Here is a 20,671-nt window from a genome sequence, read left to right as displayed (position 1 = left end):
GCTAATGCTGCGTACGTCATGCCCCATGTGAGCAAACCGATGGCCTCCTCATCAAGAATTCTCCAATCTTCGGTGTCTGCGTGTGTAGCCCTGGGACACTCCTTTAATACCCAGCGGAGTGCATACTCTAGGCCCTGTGTTAGGTATAGCACCATGGTTCGCTCGCCGACGGGCACTAAATTCGGCCTACCCATGGTGAAATCGCGTAGCGCGTCACCGTAGACCTTCAATAGTTGTGCTACGGCCCTTCGTTGCGTGCGCCGAAGTAGAGGCTGCAACTTATGGTGGACATCAAGTACTGACGCCTCTACTTCGCGAATAGTCTTCATAAGTTCAGTTTGGTGCGCCTAGGTTCGCGATTACCCGGTCGAAGAGCATCAGCCCGTCCCGATCCCGGAGCTTCGGATCCCGCAGCGTGTCGCCCTTCTCGATCCGCGCTGTCAGGCCGTGCAAGAGCATGTTCACCTTGCAGATCGCCCACGTGCCCAGGTTCTCTTCACGATGGTCGACCACCGGGCCTTCACAGGCACGAAAAAGTCGTGCTCGTCGTGCTCGTCGGGGGTCGCGCCCTTCTCGCGGGCGATGGCCTCGTTCTCTTCGTCGAAGCGATCCGAAAGGCGCTTCAGGAAGAGCATGCCGAAGATGTAGTTCTTGTAATCGGGCGAGTCGATCGAGCCGCGGAGGATGTCGGCCGCGGACCGCGAGGCGGGCGATTGAGGGTGTCCTTAGCCTTGCCGCTGTCGTCGAGCCCGAGCAGAGCTCCTTGAGGCGGTCGCGCGAGAGCGGGGCGAGGACCTCGGGGAGCGCGGGCCCGGCGGAGTCAAGGGCGGCGGCGAGGTTGTGCTTGGCGCGGCGGTCCGCAGGGATGATGTTGTGGCGGTCGACCAGAGCCGTGAGCTCTTGGCGGGTGGGGAGGTCGAGGACTTGGCGCTTCGTGGGCATCGGGGCGCGGAGTTTACAGGGAGGACGGGGGCGGGGGAAAGAGGCGATTCTGTGTGTACCGGCGCCGGGCCTCACTGCTGACGCCAGGGGGAGCTAAGGCGCAGCGGGGGGGCCGGATGAACCGATTACGAACGCTCTGGAAGCACACGGCCTAATGAGGGGCCGGCGCTCGGAAGCGGTGGCGTGGCATAGCTGATGACGGCAACATCTCGTACTCAGGAAGGGCAAGTTGGATAGGGCGATGGACTCGATGCGAAACGGCAAGTGCGACGACAATAGGGGGCGAGCGCTTCGTCGCTTTCAGCCACCTATCCAACGATTCACGTGGGGAACGAGAGTAGTCGAGGTCTTTGCCGCATAGATATCGCGACACGAAGTGGAAACCGAAGGGCTCCGAGTAAAGTTCAGCAGCGCGGCAAGGACGCCTGAGTCCCGTCACGAGGTTCGCTCCGACGGTCCTGGCACGGACGAACGCTTCACGCCTCATCGGATCCTTTTTGCACCTGGATGAGTAGAGAGCCCATTCATCGCTCCCGTGAGCCGCGCGACGCTGCTCGTGACCCCGGCCCACTTCTGGAATGACGGCACTCCACGTCACGAGCTCGGCGGCACCACCCCCCCGGCGCCTCCTCGAACTCGGCGCTGCCACCGACCGTGGCGCCGCCCTCGCGCTCTCCGGAAACAGCCTTTCCATCGCCCCTCGACCCGCCCCGGCACCCGGAGCGCGTACCGCCAGGCCTCGTTGATCAGCGCGCTCCGCTGCCCGTCGTCCTCGACGTGCCCGCAGAGCTCATCGAACAGGACCGCGTCGAACACGACCCAGCCGACCATCCCGCCTCTGCTTCGCCCGCCCCTGTTGAGGTCCACAAACGCGCCCATGGCTCGCCCATGGGAGGTCGCATGGACCCGCCATGGCCCACCCATGGGGAACCATGGCTCTTCATGGCTGGACAGGGTTTGTCGTCGCAGGCTCGGAAGCGTACGCAAGAGCACGGAGACGCTCCCGGTCGGGTGAGGGGAGCCACCAAGACTTCTGAAACATCCCCCCGCCGGGAGTGATGGCTCTCGGAACGTGAAAAGTGGATCGTTTGCATGGTCCCGCATGGACCTTGCGTTGGCGAAACAAGGGGCGGAGGGCCGGCGCCATGGCCTAAGCGCGGCAAAATCACGGTTTGTCCACGGAAGGCATGCGCCCTCTCCACATGGCACTCTCCGCCGCCGTAGCGCTCGTCGCCCGGTCGTTCGCACCGCATCGGCGAGGCCAACATGCAGGGCGGCTACATTTTCTCTGGTAGAAGGAGGTTGACCTATGCCACCAAACCTGTCATCCGACGATGACGATTCGGAAAGGCGAAGTTCGCCGAGGCCAGCCATGCGTTGGAGCAAGTGTGCCAGGATACGGAAGCGCCCTCACGTGTCACTGACCGCCTGCCGCAGCCTCCACCGGACGCACCCCCGGGCCGCAAGGGTCAGGTGCACCTCGATCCCGGGATTGCCGCCATCGTTGCCAGTCGGGAGCCACCGCCTAGGCGATCGCGCCCGAAGCGCAGAACGAGCCCGCCAGCGATCGCCGAAGTCGAGGAGCCCAGTCGCGAGTAAAGAGGAGCGGCTTGGATGCCAGCCGCGTCCTGGTCTTCATTTATCGGTGCCTGGCGAAAGTAAAGTGACGTGATGTCGATCGACTTCGTGATCCTGACTGCCTTGCAGGTGGAGCGAACAGCCGTGTGCGGCGCGCTGGGCTTCACGGACGAGCATAGTGTCCCGCAGGGGGTGAGGAACTACTGGCGAGGGCGTCTGGAACTCCCGGGTGGCGGCGCGTACGAGATTGCCGTCGCGCAGGCGCTCGACATGGCGAGCGTGGACGCAGCGCTCCTGGCCAACGATGCGTTTCACCACTGGAACCCCCAAGGGGCGTTGTTCGTCGGGATCGCGGGCTCGGCCGACCCGAGCGTGAAGCCCGGGGACGTCGTCGCAGCGAGCGAGGTTCATTATTTCGAGCGCGGCAAAGCCGTTCCGGGAGGAAAACGACCCGAGCCCAAGATCGTCAATGCCGACGCGAGGCTCCTCGGCAGGTGCCAGGCCATCTCCTGGAGCGGGAGCGTCCCCGTCGAGCCGCCGGAGAGCACCGAGCGTCCGCCTCGGGTCCATTGCGGCGTCATTGCCTCGGTCGAAAAGGTGATCGGTGACGAGGACGCGAAAAGGGAGATCCTTGCCGGCAATCGGAAGGTCTTGGCCATCGAGATGGAGGGGTATGGCTTCAGCCGTGCCGCCTGGCAAAGCGACGAGCGCGTCCGCCACCTGGTCATCCGCGCGATCTCCGACGCTGCCGACGCGTTGAAGAGTGATGCATGGCATGCGCATGCGGCGGCATCTGCTGCCGCGTTCGCCAAGCATCTCCTGCTGGCGAGGCCCCTGGAGCCCAGGCCCTCGGGCTCCACGAGCGCCCTCCCCCCCTGAAGCCCCCACCGGATGGAGTCGCCGCGCTGGTGGGGGACGCTGAGGCGAGACGCCCAGGAGTCCCCGCTGCGCCGCCCCTCGCCTGGCGGACCCCCAAGGCGCCCGCATGGCCGGAGGAGCCTTATCCGCACCTCGGCGCCTACATGCGCCCTGAGCTCTTCAAGGGACGTGACGAGGCCGTGGCCGAGATCCTCGGGGCGCTCGGGGCCAAGAAGAAGCTCGTCGTGTGTATTCATGCCCCGTCCGGGGCCGGCAAGACCTCGTTTTTGCGCGCGGGCCTGGTTCCGGCACTGCAAATGCGAGGGCGCCCGACGGCGCTCCCCGAGATGCCGAACGAGCCGCCGGTGCTGCGGCAACTCCTGGACAAGCTCGCGTCGCTCCCGCCCGGCTACGAATTGCCCGTGGGCGACGTCGCGGCGTTCTTCGACCACCTGGCGCGATTGCAGCCGGCCCGGGATCCCCCGATCTTGATCCTCGATCATTTCGAGTACGTGATGCGGAGCGAGGATTGCGACGCGCGCCTCGCCGTCCTCGGCCGCGCCCTCGCCGAGACCGCCGCGAAGCCGCTCCCCGACGGTCGCTTCCGTTGTCAGTGGGTCTTCGCGTATCGGCAGGAGTATCACGGCGCGATCGTGAGCTGGCTCGAGGACGTCCTCGCCAAGGTGTGCGTCAGCGATTCTGAGGCCGAGGGCAGCTTACCGCGCGACCTCACGCTGCCCGATTACTGGAGCGAGTACCCGCTCCTTCCTTTCGGCGAGCCACCTGCCGGGGGGGACGCCGCGCGCTCGGAGGAGCTCTTCCTCGAGGCCATCGAGGCGCCGCTCGGACGGGAGAAGGAGGACGGTTCGCTCCGGTATCCGGTGCTCTTCGTCGAGGGGGCGGCGCAAAAGCTCGCGGCGGCCTTCGCCCGGGCGCGCGTCGATCGCCCCCGCGCGCCCCTCGTGCTCGAACTCCAGGCCGTGCTCCATCGCCTCTACAAGACCACCGACCCCGACGATGACGGCATTCGCCGGCTGCACGTGCCCGACGATATCGATGCGCTCATCCGGAGCGCATTGCACGACCTGTTTCATCTCGAGCTGGCCGACGCATTGGAGCACGCGGACCGTCGGCAGAAGCACCTGGCCTTGTTCGCGCTGGGGGATGTCGCTGAGGCCCACCTGAAGCGGGACGGCCGCGCGTTCGTCGGGGAGCTCGACAAGAGCCTCGGCTCTCAGGCGCAGATCATCCTCGACAAGCTGACGAACGAAACGCGCCTGCTCCTCAAGGAGAAAGGCGAGTACGACCTGCGGGAGTACTACACCCTCCGCCACGACAGCCTGGCGAACATCGTGCGGGACGTCTTCGTGATCCCCGCGGAGCGAGCGATGTACGGGGTCGACGAGGATCTCTTCGCGCTCCATCGGACGGTGTCCCTCCTCGTCGAGGCCGACGCGCAGGGGAACAAGAGGGCCATCTCGCTGAGCGACGCGGAGTACCTGCGTATCCAGGCGCGTCGCGACGCGCTCCCGTGGGGAGAGGACCGGGAGGCATGGTGGCGCGAATGCGAAGTCGAGCGTGAGCGGCAGCTCCGCGCGCGAGCCCTGCGCGGGCGCAGGCAGACCCTCGTGGTGGTCCTCGCGCTGGGGATGATCGGCGTGGTCTGCGCATGGGCGTACGTGGTGCACCTGCCGGCGCTGTATGCGCCGCGGGTCCAGAACGCGGCCTCGTACGTGCAGGCCACCCGGGCGTACCTCGATTGGTATCGCTTCCCGGGCCACGAGGACGCCGCCCGCGAATCCCTCGCGCGGTGGATGGCCGGGTGGGGCCTCTCCGCCTCGATCCAGGGCAAGCTGGAGGAGGCGCTTTACTGGAGGCTCCGGGCGCTCGATTTGCACGAGGACGCCGAGAACCGTCGGGAGCTCGCCTATCTGGCGTCCATCGTCGGGCAGGAGAAGGAGGCGCGTTCGTCCGGCGCGGGCGCGCTGACCCTGGAACTTTGGAACGGCAACACCTACGCGACATCCGACGGCCAGCAGGTCGTGGAGGTTCGACTGCCGGCCGGCTTCGCTTCCCTTACGCTCTGGGACATGCGGACGGGGATTCCGACGAACGAAGTCCTCTTGCCCAGGGATGACGACACGTCCGACCGGATTGTCTGGGCGGCGCGCCGCGTGGCCTTCGCGGTTGGGCGCCGGGTCGTGATCATCGATCGAGAGACGGGTCAGGCAACCGAGCTCCAAATACCGGATAACGTGGTGGACGCATTGGACATGAGCGCGGAGGGGGACTTCGTCGTGACGGTGTCGAAGGGTGTGGTCCGCGCGTGGGACGCGCAGACATGCCGGCAGGTGGGGCCGGACATTACGCCGAATACGACGGTTTATGGCCTGGCCGTGAGCCCGCAGAGTCACAGGGTCGTGATCCACACGGCCAAGGGCGTCGATCTCTGGGACCCTGCTTCCGCGACGATCGTCCGGGAATTCAACGGCGCGCGCCTCGCGAGCAACACGTTCCTCTCGGGCGGCGCGCTCGCGACGATCTCGCGAGGCGGATCGACGCTAGTGGTTCGCGTGGAGGACGGGGAGGAGATCTGCGCGCTCCCGAGCTTCTCCCCTCGCGTGGAGGCCACCCCCGACGGGCGTTTCCTCGTCGTGGTCGACGAGGAAGGGGCGCACCTGAGGCGCGCCGACGAGGCGCGCTCCTGTGGCGAAGCGGGGGCGCCGCTGCCTCTCCCGAGCAGACTCGACCGCGCGCCCGTCTTCTCCGAGGACGGGCGGATCGCGGCGCTCGTGGGCGAGTCATGGGTCCTGTTCGTCGCCATTTCCCCCGAGGGGCTCGAACCGATCGCGAGCCGGAAGATCGGCAAGGGCGCATCCATGGCTTCGGTCAGCGCTGATCCGGAGCTCGAGCGCCTGTGGGTATTGACGCAAAGTAGCGATGCGGTCACGAGGACCAACGTCTGGAGCGTCCAGATCGTCGATCGTGCTCCCCCCGCCGAGGGGATGACCGGAGAGCCGCGAGAGCTCCTCGCGACGTGGGAGCGAGAGCTCCGGGTCCACGCGGGTCGCCACGGAGAGTTGTGGAAGCAATGACGGGCAAGGGCACGAAGGCGAGGTTCTCGGCGAGGATCATGGCGAGCGGCCTCATGTGCACGGCGGGAAGCGCGCTCCTCCTCGCATTGTACCTGCAGGACACCCCTCTTCGGAATTACCTGGTCGCCATCCTGGTGCTAATGATTGGCGGTCTGTTGCTGATGGTCGTTCCTGTCGTGGCTTCGCGCTGGCGAGCTTGGAGACGCGGCGGCGAACGCCCCCCGCGCGAGGAGGTATCCTCACGCAAGCAGCGCATGGGTTTCAGGCTCGTGCTCGTGGGCTTGGCCCTGGCTTTGCCGCTCCTCTGGGGCGCCATGGTGATCATGCGCCTCCGCGCGGACGACGACTGGGTGAAGTATCGCGGGCGTTATTCCCAGGGGTACAGTGCCTGCGTCGCCGCGCTCGATGGCGGCGCCCGCGAGGATCTTCATGCAGCCTCTGTCTGCGCACGCGCAGAGCTCGCCGAGCAAGTGGAGGGCATTTCCGCGACCCTCGCGACGCTCGTCTGCTGGGTGGGGCTCCTGCTGCTGCAACCCCCCGATCCTCAATGAGCCAGGGCGCGCATCTTCCCCTCGGCATCGAGCTCCAGAGCGAGCCGTTGGGTCCATTCCTGGTAGAGCGTCTCCGGATCGTCCTGAACCTCCGGGAGGGGAAGCTCGCTCGACACCGTCTTCACCGAGACGACCCCGCCCCGCGCTTCGCCCAAAACGCGATAGGTCACGGGGCCCGCTTGGGCCATGACGTTCCCGAGTCGCAGCGGCGGCTCCTCGAGCGGTCGGCTCGCGCGGATCGCCACGCCGTCCGGAGTGACCTCGAGGAAATGCAGCCATGACGACGTGGCGGCGACGAGCATGTCGCCGTTGGCGAACGAGAGTCCACTCACGTTCCCATCCACGCGCGCCACGCGACCGTGCTCGACACAGTCGCGGAGGCGGTACACCCGGATCGAGCCATGCAGGACCGCGGCGATCCACTGGTTGTCCCTGCGGATACGCCAGAGTCCCCATCCCTGCCGCCAGCAGGGCGGGGGCATGTGTTTCAATCGCGCGTAGTTCGCCCAGCCGATGGCCTCGCCGACGACGCGATTCCAGTCCTCTGCGCCCGCGAGGATACGCGGCTCGGTGCGAGATCGCCGGCCGATTCGTGGCCAGATCCCCGCCCGTCCGAGTTCCCACATCTCGATTTCGTTTTTTCGGATCACGGTCAGGCGACCGCCATTGTTGGAGATCGTGATGTGCTCCGGGGGATCCTGGCCTTCGAGCGTCAGGACGCGGCCCACCTGCTCGCAGGTACCCGTGTCCCAGAGGGTCACGCTCTGCTTGGCCCACAGGAGCACGCGTTCCCCATCGGGGCCAAGGCTCGGGACGACGTCGTCCAGCGTGTTGCCGCGGAAGAGCTCCTGGCAGAGCTCGAGCCCGCTCCTGCGGTCGATGAGCTTGAAGCCGTAGCTGCCCTTGATGACGGCGAGGTTCGAGGCTTCATGCGCGATCAAGCCCCGCGTCTTGTCGGCATGAATGTGAAATTCCATGGCCGCTCGCTCGGGCGGGTCCACCTGCCAGAATTGCCCCTCCAGGGCGAAATGTTGCCCGTAGGGGATCGTCTCGCGACGCGACATGGCGAGGAGGAACCGGCCATCAGCGCTGGCGTCGATCCCGGCGTCCGGCGGGAGCAGGAGCCGAGGCACCTCTTTCTCGCGGTAGCCGCGGACGACGATCAACCTGCCATGCCCAGCCTTCCCGAGGGCCCGGGGTGTCCCGGTGCCGACGTCGAAGGCGCCGCCGGTACACGCGCTCGTGATGCATCCGCGCAGGTGGGTCACCGTGGCCGCGTCTGCGGATTGGCCCACCGAGTTCCGGCCACATACGGCGGTGATCGAGCCGTCCTCGGACAGGTGCAGGTCCGTGAGGCCCTGGGTGTCGCACCGATTCGGCCAGGTCCGCTCCGTCGCGCCCGTATCGAGGTTCCGCACCGCGAGCATCGTGTCCCCGCCGAGGAGCAGCCGATGCCCGTCGTCGGTGAAGGTCGCGATATCGATCGACTCCGGATGGCGCACCTGGAGACCTTCGTCCGCAGTGCGTGACAGGTCGAGGACGCGAGCCTCTTCTCCCCGGTGGACGATGAGGCGCTCGCCCGCGCCGTCGAACCTCAATGTCGGATCCCTCCACGGGCGCACGTCCCAGGTGCGGAGCTCGCGGGCCTTGGCCACGCTCCAGAGCCACACCTGGGTCTCGTGGGCAATCGCGAACGTCTGCGAGTCGGGGCTCCACGCCATTTGCCCGAAGCGGCGTGGGGCGTTGCGGAGGACCGTGGCGACCTCCTGGCCCGTGCCCACTTGCCACAACTTCACCCACTGCCAGCCCGACGCGAGCGCGTATTTCCCATCGGGGCTGACGAGGTTGTCTGTCACGCGCTCCTGGGACCGGTAGGAGCCCATCTCTCGTCCCGCGTCGGCGGACCACACGCGCACGGCATTGTGTGAGATTTCGTTAATCCAGCGGCCATCCAGGTTGAAGTACGTCCTGGAGTCCCCGAGGGGCCCCTTGTCGCCGATGCGCCGGCCCGTGTCAGCGTCCCAGAGCCGATATCCCTCCACGGTTCTCGCGAGCACGCGATCGCCGCGGGGGCTCAGCGCCTCGCTGGACCCTTCCGCGACCTGGGAAATGACGAGCGCGTCGTCCTTGGGCCAAGCCGACAGGAGGTACGCGATTGCGCGGCGCTCGTCGTACAGGACGTAGATCGTGAGCGCCTTGAGCCGCCACACGATCGCCTCGTCGAGTTTGCCCTGCGCACCCGCGGCGAGGCTGCGCTGGACGAGGTACCACGCGAACGTCTCTCGGGCCGCGAGGTCGTGGCCCGGGAGGCTCGACCAGGATCGGTATGCGGCGGAGGCCTCGGCCCAGGACGCGTCGGCCTTGGAAGGCTCGGTCAACGAAGCGGCGTGGTGGATCGCGGCGCGGTACCGCTCGGGGATGATGACGAGATAGACCGCCAGGGCTGCGAGGGCGAGGATTACGCACGCTGCCATTGCGATCCGCCGGACGAGCAGGAGCTGACGTTGTTGTCGTCGCTCCGCGGTTTCCATCTTGGCTACGCATTTGGCCCACCAGGCGTCCTGGCGCTGCGTGGAAGGGAGCCTCGTGATCTGCTCCTTCACCCTGCGATACAGCTCTTCGGAGAGCTCCGTCCCCGTGGAGTGTCCTCGCTCGTGAAGCTCGACGTGGGTCGTGACCACGTTCCGCAAGGCCAGGAGTTCCTCGTCGAGGCCATGCTCGAGCTGCGCCCTGGGATCGTTCTCGAGCTCTAGGATCGGCGCCGCGAGGCCGTCGTGCGCCAGGAAGTAGCGGACCTCGAGGTCGGGCGCCTTTTCTTGTCGAAGCAGTCGAATCTCGTGGTGCTCCAATCGCTCCAGGATGAGCGCGGCCTCCTTGCCGAGCGGGGCCTCGATGCTCTTCTTGTCGAGGCCTTGCCCCTGGGGTTCACGTGCGAGATCGAGGAGCGCCATGAACGCCCTGGTCTTTCGATCCCGCCTCTTGCTCTCGTCGGTACCCAAAGCGAACGCTGCCGTGAGCTTCCGATGAAGGTGATCCGCAAGCGCACCTTGAATCAGCGCGCCCGGCTCTTCGTTCACGCAGATGCGCATCATACCCTGCGAGGGCGTCGTGGAGTTCCACAGACGATCGAGTACGATCTGCAACTCCGACGTGAGAGGTGCGCGTGAAGGCTTCACGCGATATGCGGCGAACGCGTCTGCGATTTTCTTGGCAGAATCCCCCTCGAACTCGAGCGCGTAACGACGCCTCTGCGAGCTGTCCCGCATCGCGAGCGGCGCCTCGATCGCCGCGAGGAACGCGCGCCGCGCGACGGCCTCTCCATCCTCGCCCGGCGCGGCGGACCCGAAGGGCCGGAGCTGCTTGCGGTCGAAATAACGCTCTTTGCTGCTGAGATCGTGCGGGAGTCCCTCGCACTTCAGCTTGTGTCGACGGGCGTAGAGCAACACGTTGTGCAGCCACTGCTCCACCACCCCCTCGTGCTCCGCGCGGAACGCGAGCACCCAGTGGCAAGCAAACGATTCCCCTCCGGGCCGCGTCGAGTTGGCCGTCGCCGCGAGAAGCAGCCCGATCCGCGCGAGCGCTTTGCCATCCTCGTCCTGCAGGGCAGCCTCGAACCGATCCAGGATGATCACGGGAGGCGGGCCCTCGTCGCAGAACTCGTGCAGCTGCTTCACGAAGGCGGAAGCATCGTTGTCCGGGACGTCGACGTCCCTGCCGAGCCTGCCGAGCAGGCGCTTCGCGAGCCGCGGTTCGTGAGGCCGCGTCTCCAGCGCCACGGGGCGCTTGCCTTGGAACGCGGGTCGCAAGCCAGCCGAGAGGAACGAGGTCTTCCCCGTGCCGGAAGGGGCGTAAAAGCAGAGAATCAGTTTGTCTTGCGAGAGCTTCTCGACCACCTCCTCGATCGAGCCGTCGCCATCCTTGTCGCGTCCCTTGAAGAGCTCGGGATCCTCGATGGGATCGAGCAGCGGATAGGGGCTTTGCAGGGATGGGGAAGACGAGTCGCTCGTCATGACGTCAGCCTTTCGCTCGTCCGCGCCCGAAGCGCAGTAACGCATTGCCAGACGGATACTAGCGCGAGCGCTGCAGGTCAGCCCGGAAAGCTGCGCGAGCTCGAAACGTGGACCGGAGGCGGTGAGCGAGCGTTTCGGCCATGCGACGTAGGCCCACGCGGTAGGCCCACGCGTCTTGCAGTGCCTCCGGTGCTCGTGCCGGAAGACGAACACGCGTGTCACGAAGTCCGGCCCGCGGGGTTGTCCACCGGGAGCAAGGACTCGGCGACGTCGATCACACGAAGCCAGGGAACGGGGAGGCGAGTTCGCTCAACAGCGACAGGTGCGACGGGTCCTCGGCTGAGGTCGCGAGGAGCGCCGCCGCGTCGGTGGGGTGCATGGTCACGACGGGAAGCCGCTCTGCGCCCATCGAGCCAAGTCGCCGCACCAACCTGCACGGCTCGCGCGAGGGACCAACCGGCGACGCGCTGGGCCGTCGTCGACCTTCCAGAGTTCGACACGCCCGCTTTTACGCTCGCCCCCCCGCCCTCGATCGCGAGCTCGGCGCCCCCCGCCGCGAGCTCGGCGCCACCTGTGGCAGTCTCCTCGAACTCGGCACGCCTACTGCCGGCCCGCGTCTTGGTGCTCCCAACCGCCGCGAGCTCGGCAACTCCTCCGGCTCCTCCCCGGCGAGCCTCGCCAGCGCCTCTTCGAGCCACCCCGGCGTCCCGAGCGCGTGACGCACAGCCTCCGACACGACCGCGCTTCGGAACCTCTCCGCGAGCACCCGCTTCCGGAGCTCGTCGTACACGGTGGCGTCGAAGACGACCGTCGTCACAAGGACGAGCCGCCCATCCCGCCGCCGTTTCGCCCGCTTCTTCACCCAAGCCTGCACATCGACCCCCGAACTGTCCGGTTTGAATCGGACACGTGCACGTCCCAGCCAGCTAGCGACCGTACAGCGCACCAGATCGAGCCGTCCACATTTCGGCGATTCATTTGATGAAACGCGACGTTGCGAACGATCGACTATACATAATGTTGGACCATACATAAATATGCATAGTCCGGCTATACGTATAGAACTGGGCTAAGCGTGCATTTACGGGTTGCGGGATTCCGTAACCGGATCCCATTCTTGCCCATGTCGACGCCCGACGCGAGCGAGCTGCCCGAGATCCGCCCTGACGACGACGAAGGCGGCCACCCTCTGTTTCCGCGTCCCGAGACGGAAACTGGCACCGATCGCCGCAAGTTCGACCTCATCCAGGTCATCCGCTGGCACCCCGACAACACGAAAGAGGTCTGCCCGAAGGCTTGGAAGGGCTCCGAGCTCCGTTCCTGGGAGCAAATCGTCGACCTCTACGGCGGCGAATGCACCTATCAGGCCGTCGCCCAATGTGGAAGGACCCACCGGTACACGGCCTGGAGCGAGAAGGTGTACTTCGGGAGCCCCGCCCGCCGACCCTTCAGTGAGCCCCCGCGCGCCACGTCCCCGCGCCCGGAGCCTGCTCCCGCGGCAGCCCCCGCGGCAGCGGCGGCTCCCATGCCCCCGCCCCCGAATACCTACGCGCATCCGGCATATTACGCGCCCCCGCCGCCACCCCCGCCCCCGGCGAACAACCAGGGCGACATGGTCAGCCTCCTGCGCGTAATCCTCGAGTCGAACTCGAGCGCGCAAGCCGCGATCCTGCGCGCCGTTCTCGAGCGCCCCTCGGCCCCCGTTCTTCCCGCGCCTGCCCCCACGCCGAACCCCATCGAAATGCTCCGCGAGCTCGTGCCGATCCTCCAGGCCGGCGGAGGTGCGAACAACAGCGCCAAGACCCTCATGCAGGGCATCCAGCTCGCCCGCGAGATGTACAAGGGCAGCACCGGTCGCGCGTCGGGAGGCGGCGGCGATGATCTCGGCGAGCTCGCGGGGATCTTCAAGCTGGTCACCACGCTGAAGGGAACGGCGCCCGCCCAGCCCCCCGTGCCCGCCGCGCAGCCCGCGGCTCCGGCCGTCCTCACCCCGGCCACCATCCTGCGCACCGTCCTCGCAGACCCCTCGCTCCGCGCGCAGCTCCGGGCCGCGCTGACCGACGATGCCCCGGCGCCTGCCCCCGCTCCGGCTCCGGCCCCGGCGCCTGCGCCTCCTGCGGCCCCGGTGGCACCTGCGGCTCCCGCGGCGCCGCCCCCGCCCGAGATGCCCCGCCCCGGGCCCGCTGCCGCGCTGCCCGTCGAGACTCCGGCCAACCTCATCGACCTCGACCCCGAGACGCGCGAACTCCTCGAGCAGCCCGACTTCCGCGACCTCGTGACCTCGTTCCTCCCCGAGGAAGCCCGCGGGCGCCTCCGATCGGAAACCGATTCGACAAGGTGCCGTCGCGGCTGCGGGAAGTGGCGATTTTCGCGTACTTGTCGGACGAGGTGCCGAGGATGCTCGCGGCTGCGGCAGAGCTCGAGACCGCGAGCTTCCCGAAGGTCGGGGACTTCGTGCGGGAGCGGGCACTGCAGATCAATACACTCCGCGTCGCTGCGGTGGGTGGGCAGGTGTACCGGATCCGGGACGACTGGGAGCGGCCGTCAGGGCTGGCGTTGTGGTTTGCTGGGGATCGGCAGCGGTGGCGGGAGTTGCTCGCGGTGAACCCGGCATTGCGGGTCGAAAAGGGGTGGCGGCCCGAGGACCAGGAGGTGCGGCCTTGGCGGAAGGGGCTGACGGTCGTGTTACCGATGGGGTGGGATGAGCGGCGAACGAAGGGCCGGGCGGCGGTGGCGTGAGTCGGGAGGGTAGCCGTGCAGGAGTCGTGGTTGCCGAACACACGCTGGTACGACGATCTCGACGTGCTCGGGAGCGACGAGTACGCGAAGGGGCCGGGACCGTACCTGGACCCGGGGATGGATCTGCGGCGCAAGCGCTGCGGGATCGGGCGAACGCGTATGCGGCCCCGGTGGATGTGCTGATGCGGGATGAGGAGGTGGGGGCGTTTCGAGGGGTGCTGCAGCTCGAGACGAGGCCGGAGGTGTTGGTGGCGGTGGCGCGGGGATATGAGGCGAAGGGGCACGTTTGGGCGGGGAATGCGTTACGGGAGCGGGCGGCGTTGATCAGGGTCGCGAGGAAGAGGAAGGTGCCGGCGGGGGAGGTGGTTTGGCCGTGGATACGCCAATACACGTCACCCTGACGCCATTTTCTTCGGAATGATGATATCGGGGCGATCAGCGTATGCCCCATATGCTACGCCAGACACGCGGCCAATGCTGCTGCGTTTATGACAACTCACGCACGGCAATCGCTTTCGCGATGTTTCGTGCATCGGGCAGAAATGAGGTTCGTTTCGTCGGTGCTGGTGACCGATCGTGGGTCGACGAGGTTCGTGGTAGCATCGACCCATGGTCAGGGCACCTGACAGCACTGCAACCTCGCCGCAGGGCACGCCGCGCTTGCGCTGGACCTGCCTCGTGAGCGCGCTCATCACATGTGCCGGTGCGTGCGCGGACGAGGGAGCAGCGCCATGGTTCGGTTCATCCGTTCGCCGCGCTGGCGACCCGTACACGCTTCACGTAGACGCCGCCAGCGAGCCCGAGCATCTGGATCCGGGGCGCTCGCGAGATACGAGCAGCCGGGTGCTCATCGCGCAGATGTTCGAGGGGCTGTCCGCGTTCGGGCCCGAGGGCGGAAAGCTCGTGCAAGGGGTGGCCCTCCGCTGGGAGCAGAGCAGTGACAACCGGGTCTTCCGGTTTCACCTGCGCCCCGAGGCGCGCTGGTCGGACGGGGCGCGGGTCACGGCACACGATTTCGTGTACGCATGGAAGCGGGTGCTCGACCCTGCGTTCGCCTCGCCTGCGGCGGAGCATCTGTTCATTCTCCGGAACGGCGAGGCGTTCCATCGCGGTGACACCGATGCCGCCGCCCTCGGCGTGCGCGCCCTCGACGACCTCACGCTGGAGGTCGAGCTCGAGCGTCCAACGCCCTATTTCATCCAGCTCACCGCCATGCCGGTCACCTTCCCCGTGCGACGAGACGTGGTCGAGTCGTTCGAGCGTCAGGGGCGACCAGAGCAATGGGCGCGGCCAGGGAACATCGTGGTAAATGGGCCCTATACCCTCGATACGTGGAGATTTCGCTACGAGATCACGATGAAGCGGAACCCGTATTACTGGGACCACGATGCGCTGCGAGTCCACCGGATCGTGTGGATGGCAATCGAGGACCGCCACACGGCCATGAACCTCTACAAGACCGGGGAACTCGACTGGACAGGCGATAACGGCTCGCTGCCGGTGGACTACCTGGGACTGCTCGAGAAAAAGCGGGATTTCCGCCGCTCTCCTGTGCTCACGACCTACTGGTACGACCTCAATACGAGGAAAGCTCCGCTCGATGACGAACGCGTCCGGCATGCGCTCGACCTCGCGGTCGACAAGCGGACGCTCGCCCATACGGTGGCGCGGGGTGGGATCCCGGCCACGCATTTCGTCCCGGAGAGCATCGGGGGCGGTTATGCCGATATCGTGACAGAGGAGCAGGCGGCCGGCATCGATCCCTTTGCCCTGCCGAGGGATGGCTTCGACCCCGAGCGCGCGCGGGCGTTGTTCCGGGAGGCCGGCTACGAGGTCGTCACGGACGAGAGCGGCGAGGTCCGGACCAGCGGTTTTCCCTCGCTCGAACTGCTGTTCGAGGGGAGCCTCGACTCGCGCCAGTTCGCCGTCGCCGTGCAGGACATGTGGCGGCGCCATCTGGGAATCATGGTCGAACTGCGCAGTGAGGAGTGGCGCGTCATGCTCCAGGACCTCCGGGCCGGGCGCTTCCAGATCGCCCGGTCCGGCTGGGCCGCCGATTACGACCATCCGCACACGTTCCTTTCGACCTTCCTCGCCCGGAGCCCGACCAATACGACCGGCTGGTCCGACCCGGAATTCGAGGCGCTCGTCGAGCGCGCAGCCGCGACCGCGGACGCGCACCAGAGCATCCGCCTCTACCGGCGCGCGGAGGAGCGGGCGGTGCGCGGGGCCTGCCGGATACCCTTCTACTTCCATACGCGGCCGACGCTCACGAAGCCGTGGGTCGAGGGGCTTTCGCCGAGCGGGATGGGCATTCACCTCATCCGCTGGCTCTCGGCGGAGGGCAACGGGGCGCCCCTGCCGCCAGCGCGTCCATTCCCGCCGCCGGGGAAAATCGGGGGCGAGCTGCCGTGATTCGACTCCTCCTCAAGAAGCTGCTCGAGTCCGTTCTTCTCTTGCTCGTCGTGGCGACGCTCGTCTTCGTCCTCGTGCGGCTCCTGCCGGGCGGGCCCTTCGATCGCGAGCGCGCCGTGCCGCCCGCGGTGGACGCCGCGCTGCGCGCCAAGTACCGGCTCGACGCCCCGATCCTTGGCCAGTACCGCGATTGGATGGTCGATCTCGTCGTACACGGGAACCTCGGGCCCACATTCAAATACCCGAATCGGACCGTCAACGAGATCATCGCGGTAAGCTTGCCGGTCTCCTTGCAGATCGGCAGCCTCGCGCTGGCTCTCGCGCTCGCGGTCGGCCTGCCGCTCGGGGTCCTCGGTGCGGTCTGGCGTGGCCGCCCTGCGAATGCGGTATTGATGGCGGCCGTGACGCTCGGGGTGTCCATTCCCCGTCTTGTCCTCGGTCCCCTCCTCGTACTCGTGTTCGCGCTCGGCCTCGGCCTTTTCCCAGTGGCGCGCTGGGAGACATGGCGTCATGCGATCTTGCCGGCACTCTGCGCAGCCCTGCCGGTCGGCGCGCACATCGCGCGGCTCGCGCGGACCGGTATGCTGGACGTGCTCGGGGCCGATTTCATCCGCACGGCGCGCGCCAAGGGGCTCAGCGAGCGGCAGGCTGTCCTGAGGCATGCGCTGCCGGTAGCACTCGCGCCCGTGGTGAGCTTCCTCGGCCCGGCGGCCAGCGGGCTGCTCGTTGGATCCGTCGTCGTGGAGCGAATCTTCGATTTGCCCGGTATGGGCCGCTATTTCGTCGACGCGGCGGCGAACCGCGACTATAACCTGGTCACGGGTGTCGTGCTCGTTTATGCTTCGATCCTCGTGGTGCTCGATGCACTCGCGGACGTCGCCCGCACGCTGCTCGATCGGCGGACGGAACTCCGGTGATGGCAGGCGAGCCCGCGCGTGCCGCGCCGAACCCCAGGCGAGAGGTCCTGCGCCGCCTCCTTTCGCGAGGTTCCGCGCGCGCCGCCGCCCTCGTGCTCGCGCTGCTCGTGCTCGCGTGCCTTCTAGCTCCCGCACTCTCCCCGTGGCGTTATGACCAGACAGACCTTGCCGCGGGCGCGCTGCCTCCCTCGCGCGCCCATTGGTTCGGAACCGACGATCTTGGTCGCGACCTTCTCGTCCGCGCATTCCTCGGGGGCCGCATCTCATTCGCTGTGGCGACCGTCGTGGCGATTCTCTCCCTCGCGATCGGCGTGCCGTACGGCGCGATCGCGGGATACTGGAGCGGCCGGATCGACGCCGCGATGATGCGTGTCATGCAGGTCGTCCAGGCCCTGCCTTTCCTGGTGACGGTGATCCTGATCGAGGTGTTTTTCGCGCGGAAGGGGGGAATATTGCACCGGGCGTTCAGCGCGATCATCGCACCGTTCGTCGCCGATGGGGCGGACGCAGGCGACTACCCGCTATTCCGGGTCGTGCTGATGTTCGTCGCCCTCGGGGCATTCTGGTGGCCCGGGATGGCGCGCGTCGTGCGCGGTCAGGTCATGGAGCTCCGCGGGCGACTCTTCGTCGAGGCTGCACGCGCCGCGGGCGCGGGTCATGCCGCCATCCTCCTCCGGCATGTCCTACCGAATGCAATGGGCCCGATCCTCGCGCAGGCGACGCTGATCATCCCCGAGGCGATGATGGCCGAGGCGACGCTGAGCTTCCTCGGGCTTGGGACCGAGGAGCCGCTCTCGAGCTTCGGGCTGCTCATCGCGCGCGGCGCCGATGCGATGGACCTGCGGCCGTGGTTGCTCGTGTTCCCGGCGCTGCTGCTCGTGCTCGCGGTCCATTGCATCAACGTGCTCGGGGACGCGCTGCGCGACGCGCTCGATCCGGGGACGGGGAGCGCTCCCGCGCCTCGGCCCGCCTCGGGACGGGAGGAGCGCTGATGCAATGACGGAAGCCTGCGCGCGCTCCCGCGCGCGTGCGCGTCATTCCTCCGTTGCCAGGACGCCGTGCCGGTGGAGCAGCTCGCGGAGGTAGTTGCGATCCATGCGCGCGGCGCGGGCGGCGCGCGAGATGTTGCCGCCGTTCTGGCCGAGCAGCGTCTCCACGAAACGGCGCTCCCACCGTGCGACCGTCCTCTCCTTGGCCGCGCGGAAGGATCCCAAGGCGATATCGTCCGCGATATTGACCGTGGGCTCCGGCGGCGCGGAGGAGCTGGGCGCGGCCCCGAGCGTGGCCTCGAACCACAGCGCCGGATCCTGCATCAAGATCGCGCGCTCGATGGCCGCGCGTAGCTCGCGGACGTTGCCGGGCCAGTCCTGCCGCGAGAACGCCGTGACGAGCTCCGAAGGCGGCCGTGTGTCGCCGGAGCGCGTGAGCTGCGCGTAGAAATGGCTGATGAGCAGGGGGATGTCCTCGCGCCGCTCGCGCAGCGGAGGGAGGCGGATGCGGACGATGTTGAGACGATAAAAGAGATCCGAGCGGAAGGCGCCGCGGTTGACCTCCTGGCGCAGGTCGCGGTTGGTCGCCGCGATGACGCGCACGTCGAGCTTCACCGGCTCGAGGCTGCCGACGCGGCGGATGACGCGCTCCTCGAGCGCGCGCAGGAGCTTCGGCTGCATGTCGAGGGGCAGCTCGCCGAGCTCGTCGAGGAAGACCGTGCCCCCGGCGGCGGACTCGAAGGCCCCTGGGCGCGCGTTCTGGGCGCCGGTGAAGGCACCCTTGGCGTGCCCGAAGAGCTCCGCCTCGATGAGCGTCGGGGGGATCGCGCTGCAATCGATGACCACGAGAGGCCCATTCGCACGTGAGCTCTGCTGGTGGAGCAGCTCGGCGAGCAAACCCTTGCCGGTGCCCGTCTCGCCTTCGATGAGCACGGTCGAGTCGGACGCGGCGATCCGCGGCAAGGCGGCGAAGATACGGCGCATGGCCGTGCTCTGGCCGAGGAGCCGCCCGAGCCGCTCCTCCTCGGCGAGCGGCTCGACAATCTCGTCGGCAAGTGGCTCGAAGCGCAGCGTGCTCTCCCCGATGCCGATGACCGCGCCTGGATTGAGGTAGGCCGCAACGACGCGGAACCCACTCAGGGTGGTGCCGTTCCTGCTGCCGAGATCCTGCAGGAAAAAGCCCTGATCCGTGACGCTGATCACGCAGTGGTGTCGGGAGACCGAGCGGTCGGAGAGGACGAGGTGGTTGCCATCCGCGGTGCCGATGGCGAGCTCCTGACCATCGGACGCTATCGCGCGCCCCAGATCGGGGCCGGACACGACCTGGAGCTGGAAGCGGGTGATGGCACATTCACGCGGACGGACGACGAGGGCTGCCGTTGCGGTGGCATGTTCCTGGGGGGATTGGGCCGAGGTCATCGTGGTCGACCCTACCACGAGTCCCGCCCCGGCGAGCCCCCCCCCGCGCGCCGGTCCCGTGCTTCAAAGTTGCGTCACATGGAGAGCGGGCACGTGCGCCTGCTCAGGGGGAGGAGAGGCGCTCATTGGCAGACCGCGGTCATTCTCGAGCGAATGGTCTCCGTTTGCCCGCCGCAGGTCCAGTAGTTGTTGCCGGGGCCGCTGGCCGTGCAGGCGCTCGAGCACGAGCCCTGGTACGAGAAGCCACAAAGCGACGCAGCCCCATCGCAAAACCGAGCGTTGAGGATGGCGGGCATATCCTCGTCACAATCGAGCCCCTCTTCGCGGCATACGTAGGCGGTGAAGGCCGGGTACGTCGGCGGAACACCCGGGACGTTGAGCGGTACGGACGAATCGAAAAGGTTGCCCCATGTCGTGGACTCCTTCTCGGGATAGGCGGCTGCCGCCGCGGAATCTACGTATATCGACGAATGGTTGCCTTCGAGCACGATTTTGATCGGCGCGCCGAGGCCGTTGACGTGCTGCATCAAGCACGCCGTCACCCATTCCTTCTCGGTGGTGGTGAAAGCCCCGTTTCGCCAGCCGGGGGCCAAACCCAGGCCACCTTTGTAGATGCTGTTGTCATCCGGGTCTTCCGCGGTGTCGCCCTCGGGTAGGGTGCAGAAGACCAAATCCTTGAGGATGGTCTCCCTGCACTCGTCCGCCTGTCCAGGCGGCGGCAGGTTGGGCATCGAGGGTAGGCTGCCGTCGATATCGACGATCGCACCCGAACCAAGATCCCGCAGCGCCTGTTGGACATCGTGGTCCCAGAAGCACGCAGTCTCCAGGCCGTTTTCGGATGGCCAGTCCAAGGTGTCGAACGGGATCTCCAGGTCGCCCTCCAGGTAGGGGGTACCGTTGGAATGGTCTCCGCAGCCCACGGCGGAAAAACATACGGCGAGAAGGGCCCAGGAAGCGAATCGGCGGTGCGACATGGTTGATCTCCTTCGTTCAGGACTGACAACTCGCTTTGCAGAAACCGTGCCGATGCCAGCGACAGTCCGTGGTGCTCTTCGAGCATGCAGAAGCATACGGTTTGCCGATGGCGTCTCGTGCGCACGCATACGATATTCCGGATCCCAGGGTGCACGGCCCAGCCATCAGTCGCTGCGGGCTCCA

11 protein-coding genes and 1 pseudogene are annotated in these 20,671 nt (G+C 67.2%); 8 read left to right on the top strand and 4 right to left on the bottom strand.

Translation table 11 applies throughout. The features are described 5' to 3' along the window. Positions 1-351: 351 nt before the first annotated feature. Positions 352-686: pseudogene (locus QHF84_RS50340) on the bottom strand (type I restriction-modification system subunit M N-terminal domain-containing protein); the annotation flags it as partial. A 1,927-nt stretch (positions 687-2,613) separates the two neighbouring features. On the opposite strand from QHF84_RS50340, the gene QHF84_RS43825 reads away from it, so the two are divergent. From QHF84_RS43825 to QHF84_RS43815, 3 genes are read left to right on the top strand one after another with little or no spacing between them, the layout of a single operon-like run. Then, positions 2,614-3,399: a 5'-methylthioadenosine/S-adenosylhomocysteine nucleosidase gene (locus QHF84_RS43825; RefSeq protein WP_281319560.1), complete on the top strand. Its 786-nt coding sequence runs from the start codon at positions 2,614-2,616 to the stop codon at positions 3,397-3,399. Further along, on the top strand, positions 3,291-6,473 hold the full coding sequence (locus tag QHF84_RS43820; RefSeq protein WP_348652934.1) for a hypothetical protein: 3,183 nt from the start codon (positions 3,291-3,293) through the stop codon (positions 6,471-6,473). Before QHF84_RS43825 ends, QHF84_RS43820 begins: the two co-directional genes overlap by 109 nt. Then, on the top strand, positions 6,470-7,024 hold the full coding sequence (locus QHF84_RS43815) for a hypothetical protein (RefSeq protein ID WP_281319558.1): 555 nt from the start codon (positions 6,470-6,472) through the stop codon (positions 7,022-7,024). Before QHF84_RS43820 ends, QHF84_RS43815 begins: the two co-directional genes overlap by 4 nt. On the opposite strand, the gene QHF84_RS43810 is transcribed toward QHF84_RS43815, so the two are convergent. Further along, the gene (locus QHF84_RS43810; protein ID WP_281319557.1) at positions 7,018-11,034 is read right to left on the bottom strand and encodes a WD40 repeat domain-containing protein; all 4,017 of its coding nucleotides are present in this window, start codon (positions 11,032-11,034) and stop codon (positions 7,018-7,020) included. The genes QHF84_RS43815 and QHF84_RS43810 overlap by 7 nt on opposite strands. Positions 11,035-12,157: 1,123 nt before the next feature. On the opposite strand from QHF84_RS43810, the gene QHF84_RS43805 reads away from it, so the two are divergent. The 5 genes from QHF84_RS43805 to QHF84_RS43785 all read left to right on the top strand — a co-directional run bounded on the left by QHF84_RS43805 (position 12,158) and on the right by QHF84_RS43785 (position 18,097). Continuing rightward, a complete protein-coding gene (locus QHF84_RS43805; protein WP_281319556.1) occupies positions 12,158-13,639 on the top strand; it encodes a hypothetical protein in 1,482 nt (493 codons plus the stop codon). A gap of 149 nt (positions 13,640-13,788) precedes the next feature. Next, the gene (locus QHF84_RS43800) at positions 13,789-13,956 is read left to right on the top strand and encodes a hypothetical protein (RefSeq protein WP_281319555.1); all 168 of its coding nucleotides are present in this window, start codon (positions 13,789-13,791) and stop codon (positions 13,954-13,956) included. 660 nt (positions 13,957-14,616) lie between these two features. Further along, positions 14,617-16,188 (top strand): peptide ABC transporter substrate-binding protein, encoded by a 1,572-nt coding sequence (locus QHF84_RS43795; protein ID WP_281319554.1) that lies wholly within the window; start codon positions 14,617-14,619, stop codon positions 16,186-16,188. Next, positions 16,185-17,105, top strand: coding sequence for an ABC transporter permease (locus QHF84_RS43790; protein ID WP_281319553.1), 921 nt, complete (start codon positions 16,185-16,187; stop codon positions 17,103-17,105). The genes QHF84_RS43795 and QHF84_RS43790 overlap by 4 nt, the downstream gene beginning before the upstream one ends. 284 nt (positions 17,106-17,389) lie before the next feature. Continuing rightward, positions 17,390-18,097, top strand: coding sequence for an ABC transporter permease subunit (locus QHF84_RS43785; protein ID WP_281319552.1), 708 nt, complete (start codon positions 17,390-17,392; stop codon positions 18,095-18,097). 42 nt (positions 18,098-18,139) lie between these two features. Here the strand turns inward: QHF84_RS43785 and QHF84_RS43780 are convergent, their stop codons facing one another. Next, positions 18,140-19,513 carry a sigma 54-interacting transcriptional regulator gene (locus QHF84_RS43780; protein WP_281319551.1) on the bottom strand — a complete coding sequence of 458 codons (1,374 nt, stop codon included), beginning with the start codon at positions 19,511-19,513 and terminating at the stop codon, positions 18,140-18,142. A gap of 122 nt (positions 19,514-19,635) precedes the next feature. Next, on the bottom strand, positions 19,636-20,487 hold the full coding sequence (locus QHF84_RS43775) for a hypothetical protein (protein ID WP_281319550.1): 852 nt from the start codon (positions 20,485-20,487) through the stop codon (positions 19,636-19,638). Between the last annotated feature and the right edge of the window lie 184 nt (positions 20,488-20,671).

Origin of the sequence: Polyangium sp. y55x31, assembly GCF_029946505.1 — a bacterium.
Lineage (GTDB): Bacteria > Myxococcota_A > Polyangia > Polyangiales > Polyangiaceae > Polyangium.
This window is presented reverse-complemented; position numbering and strand designations above follow the sequence as displayed.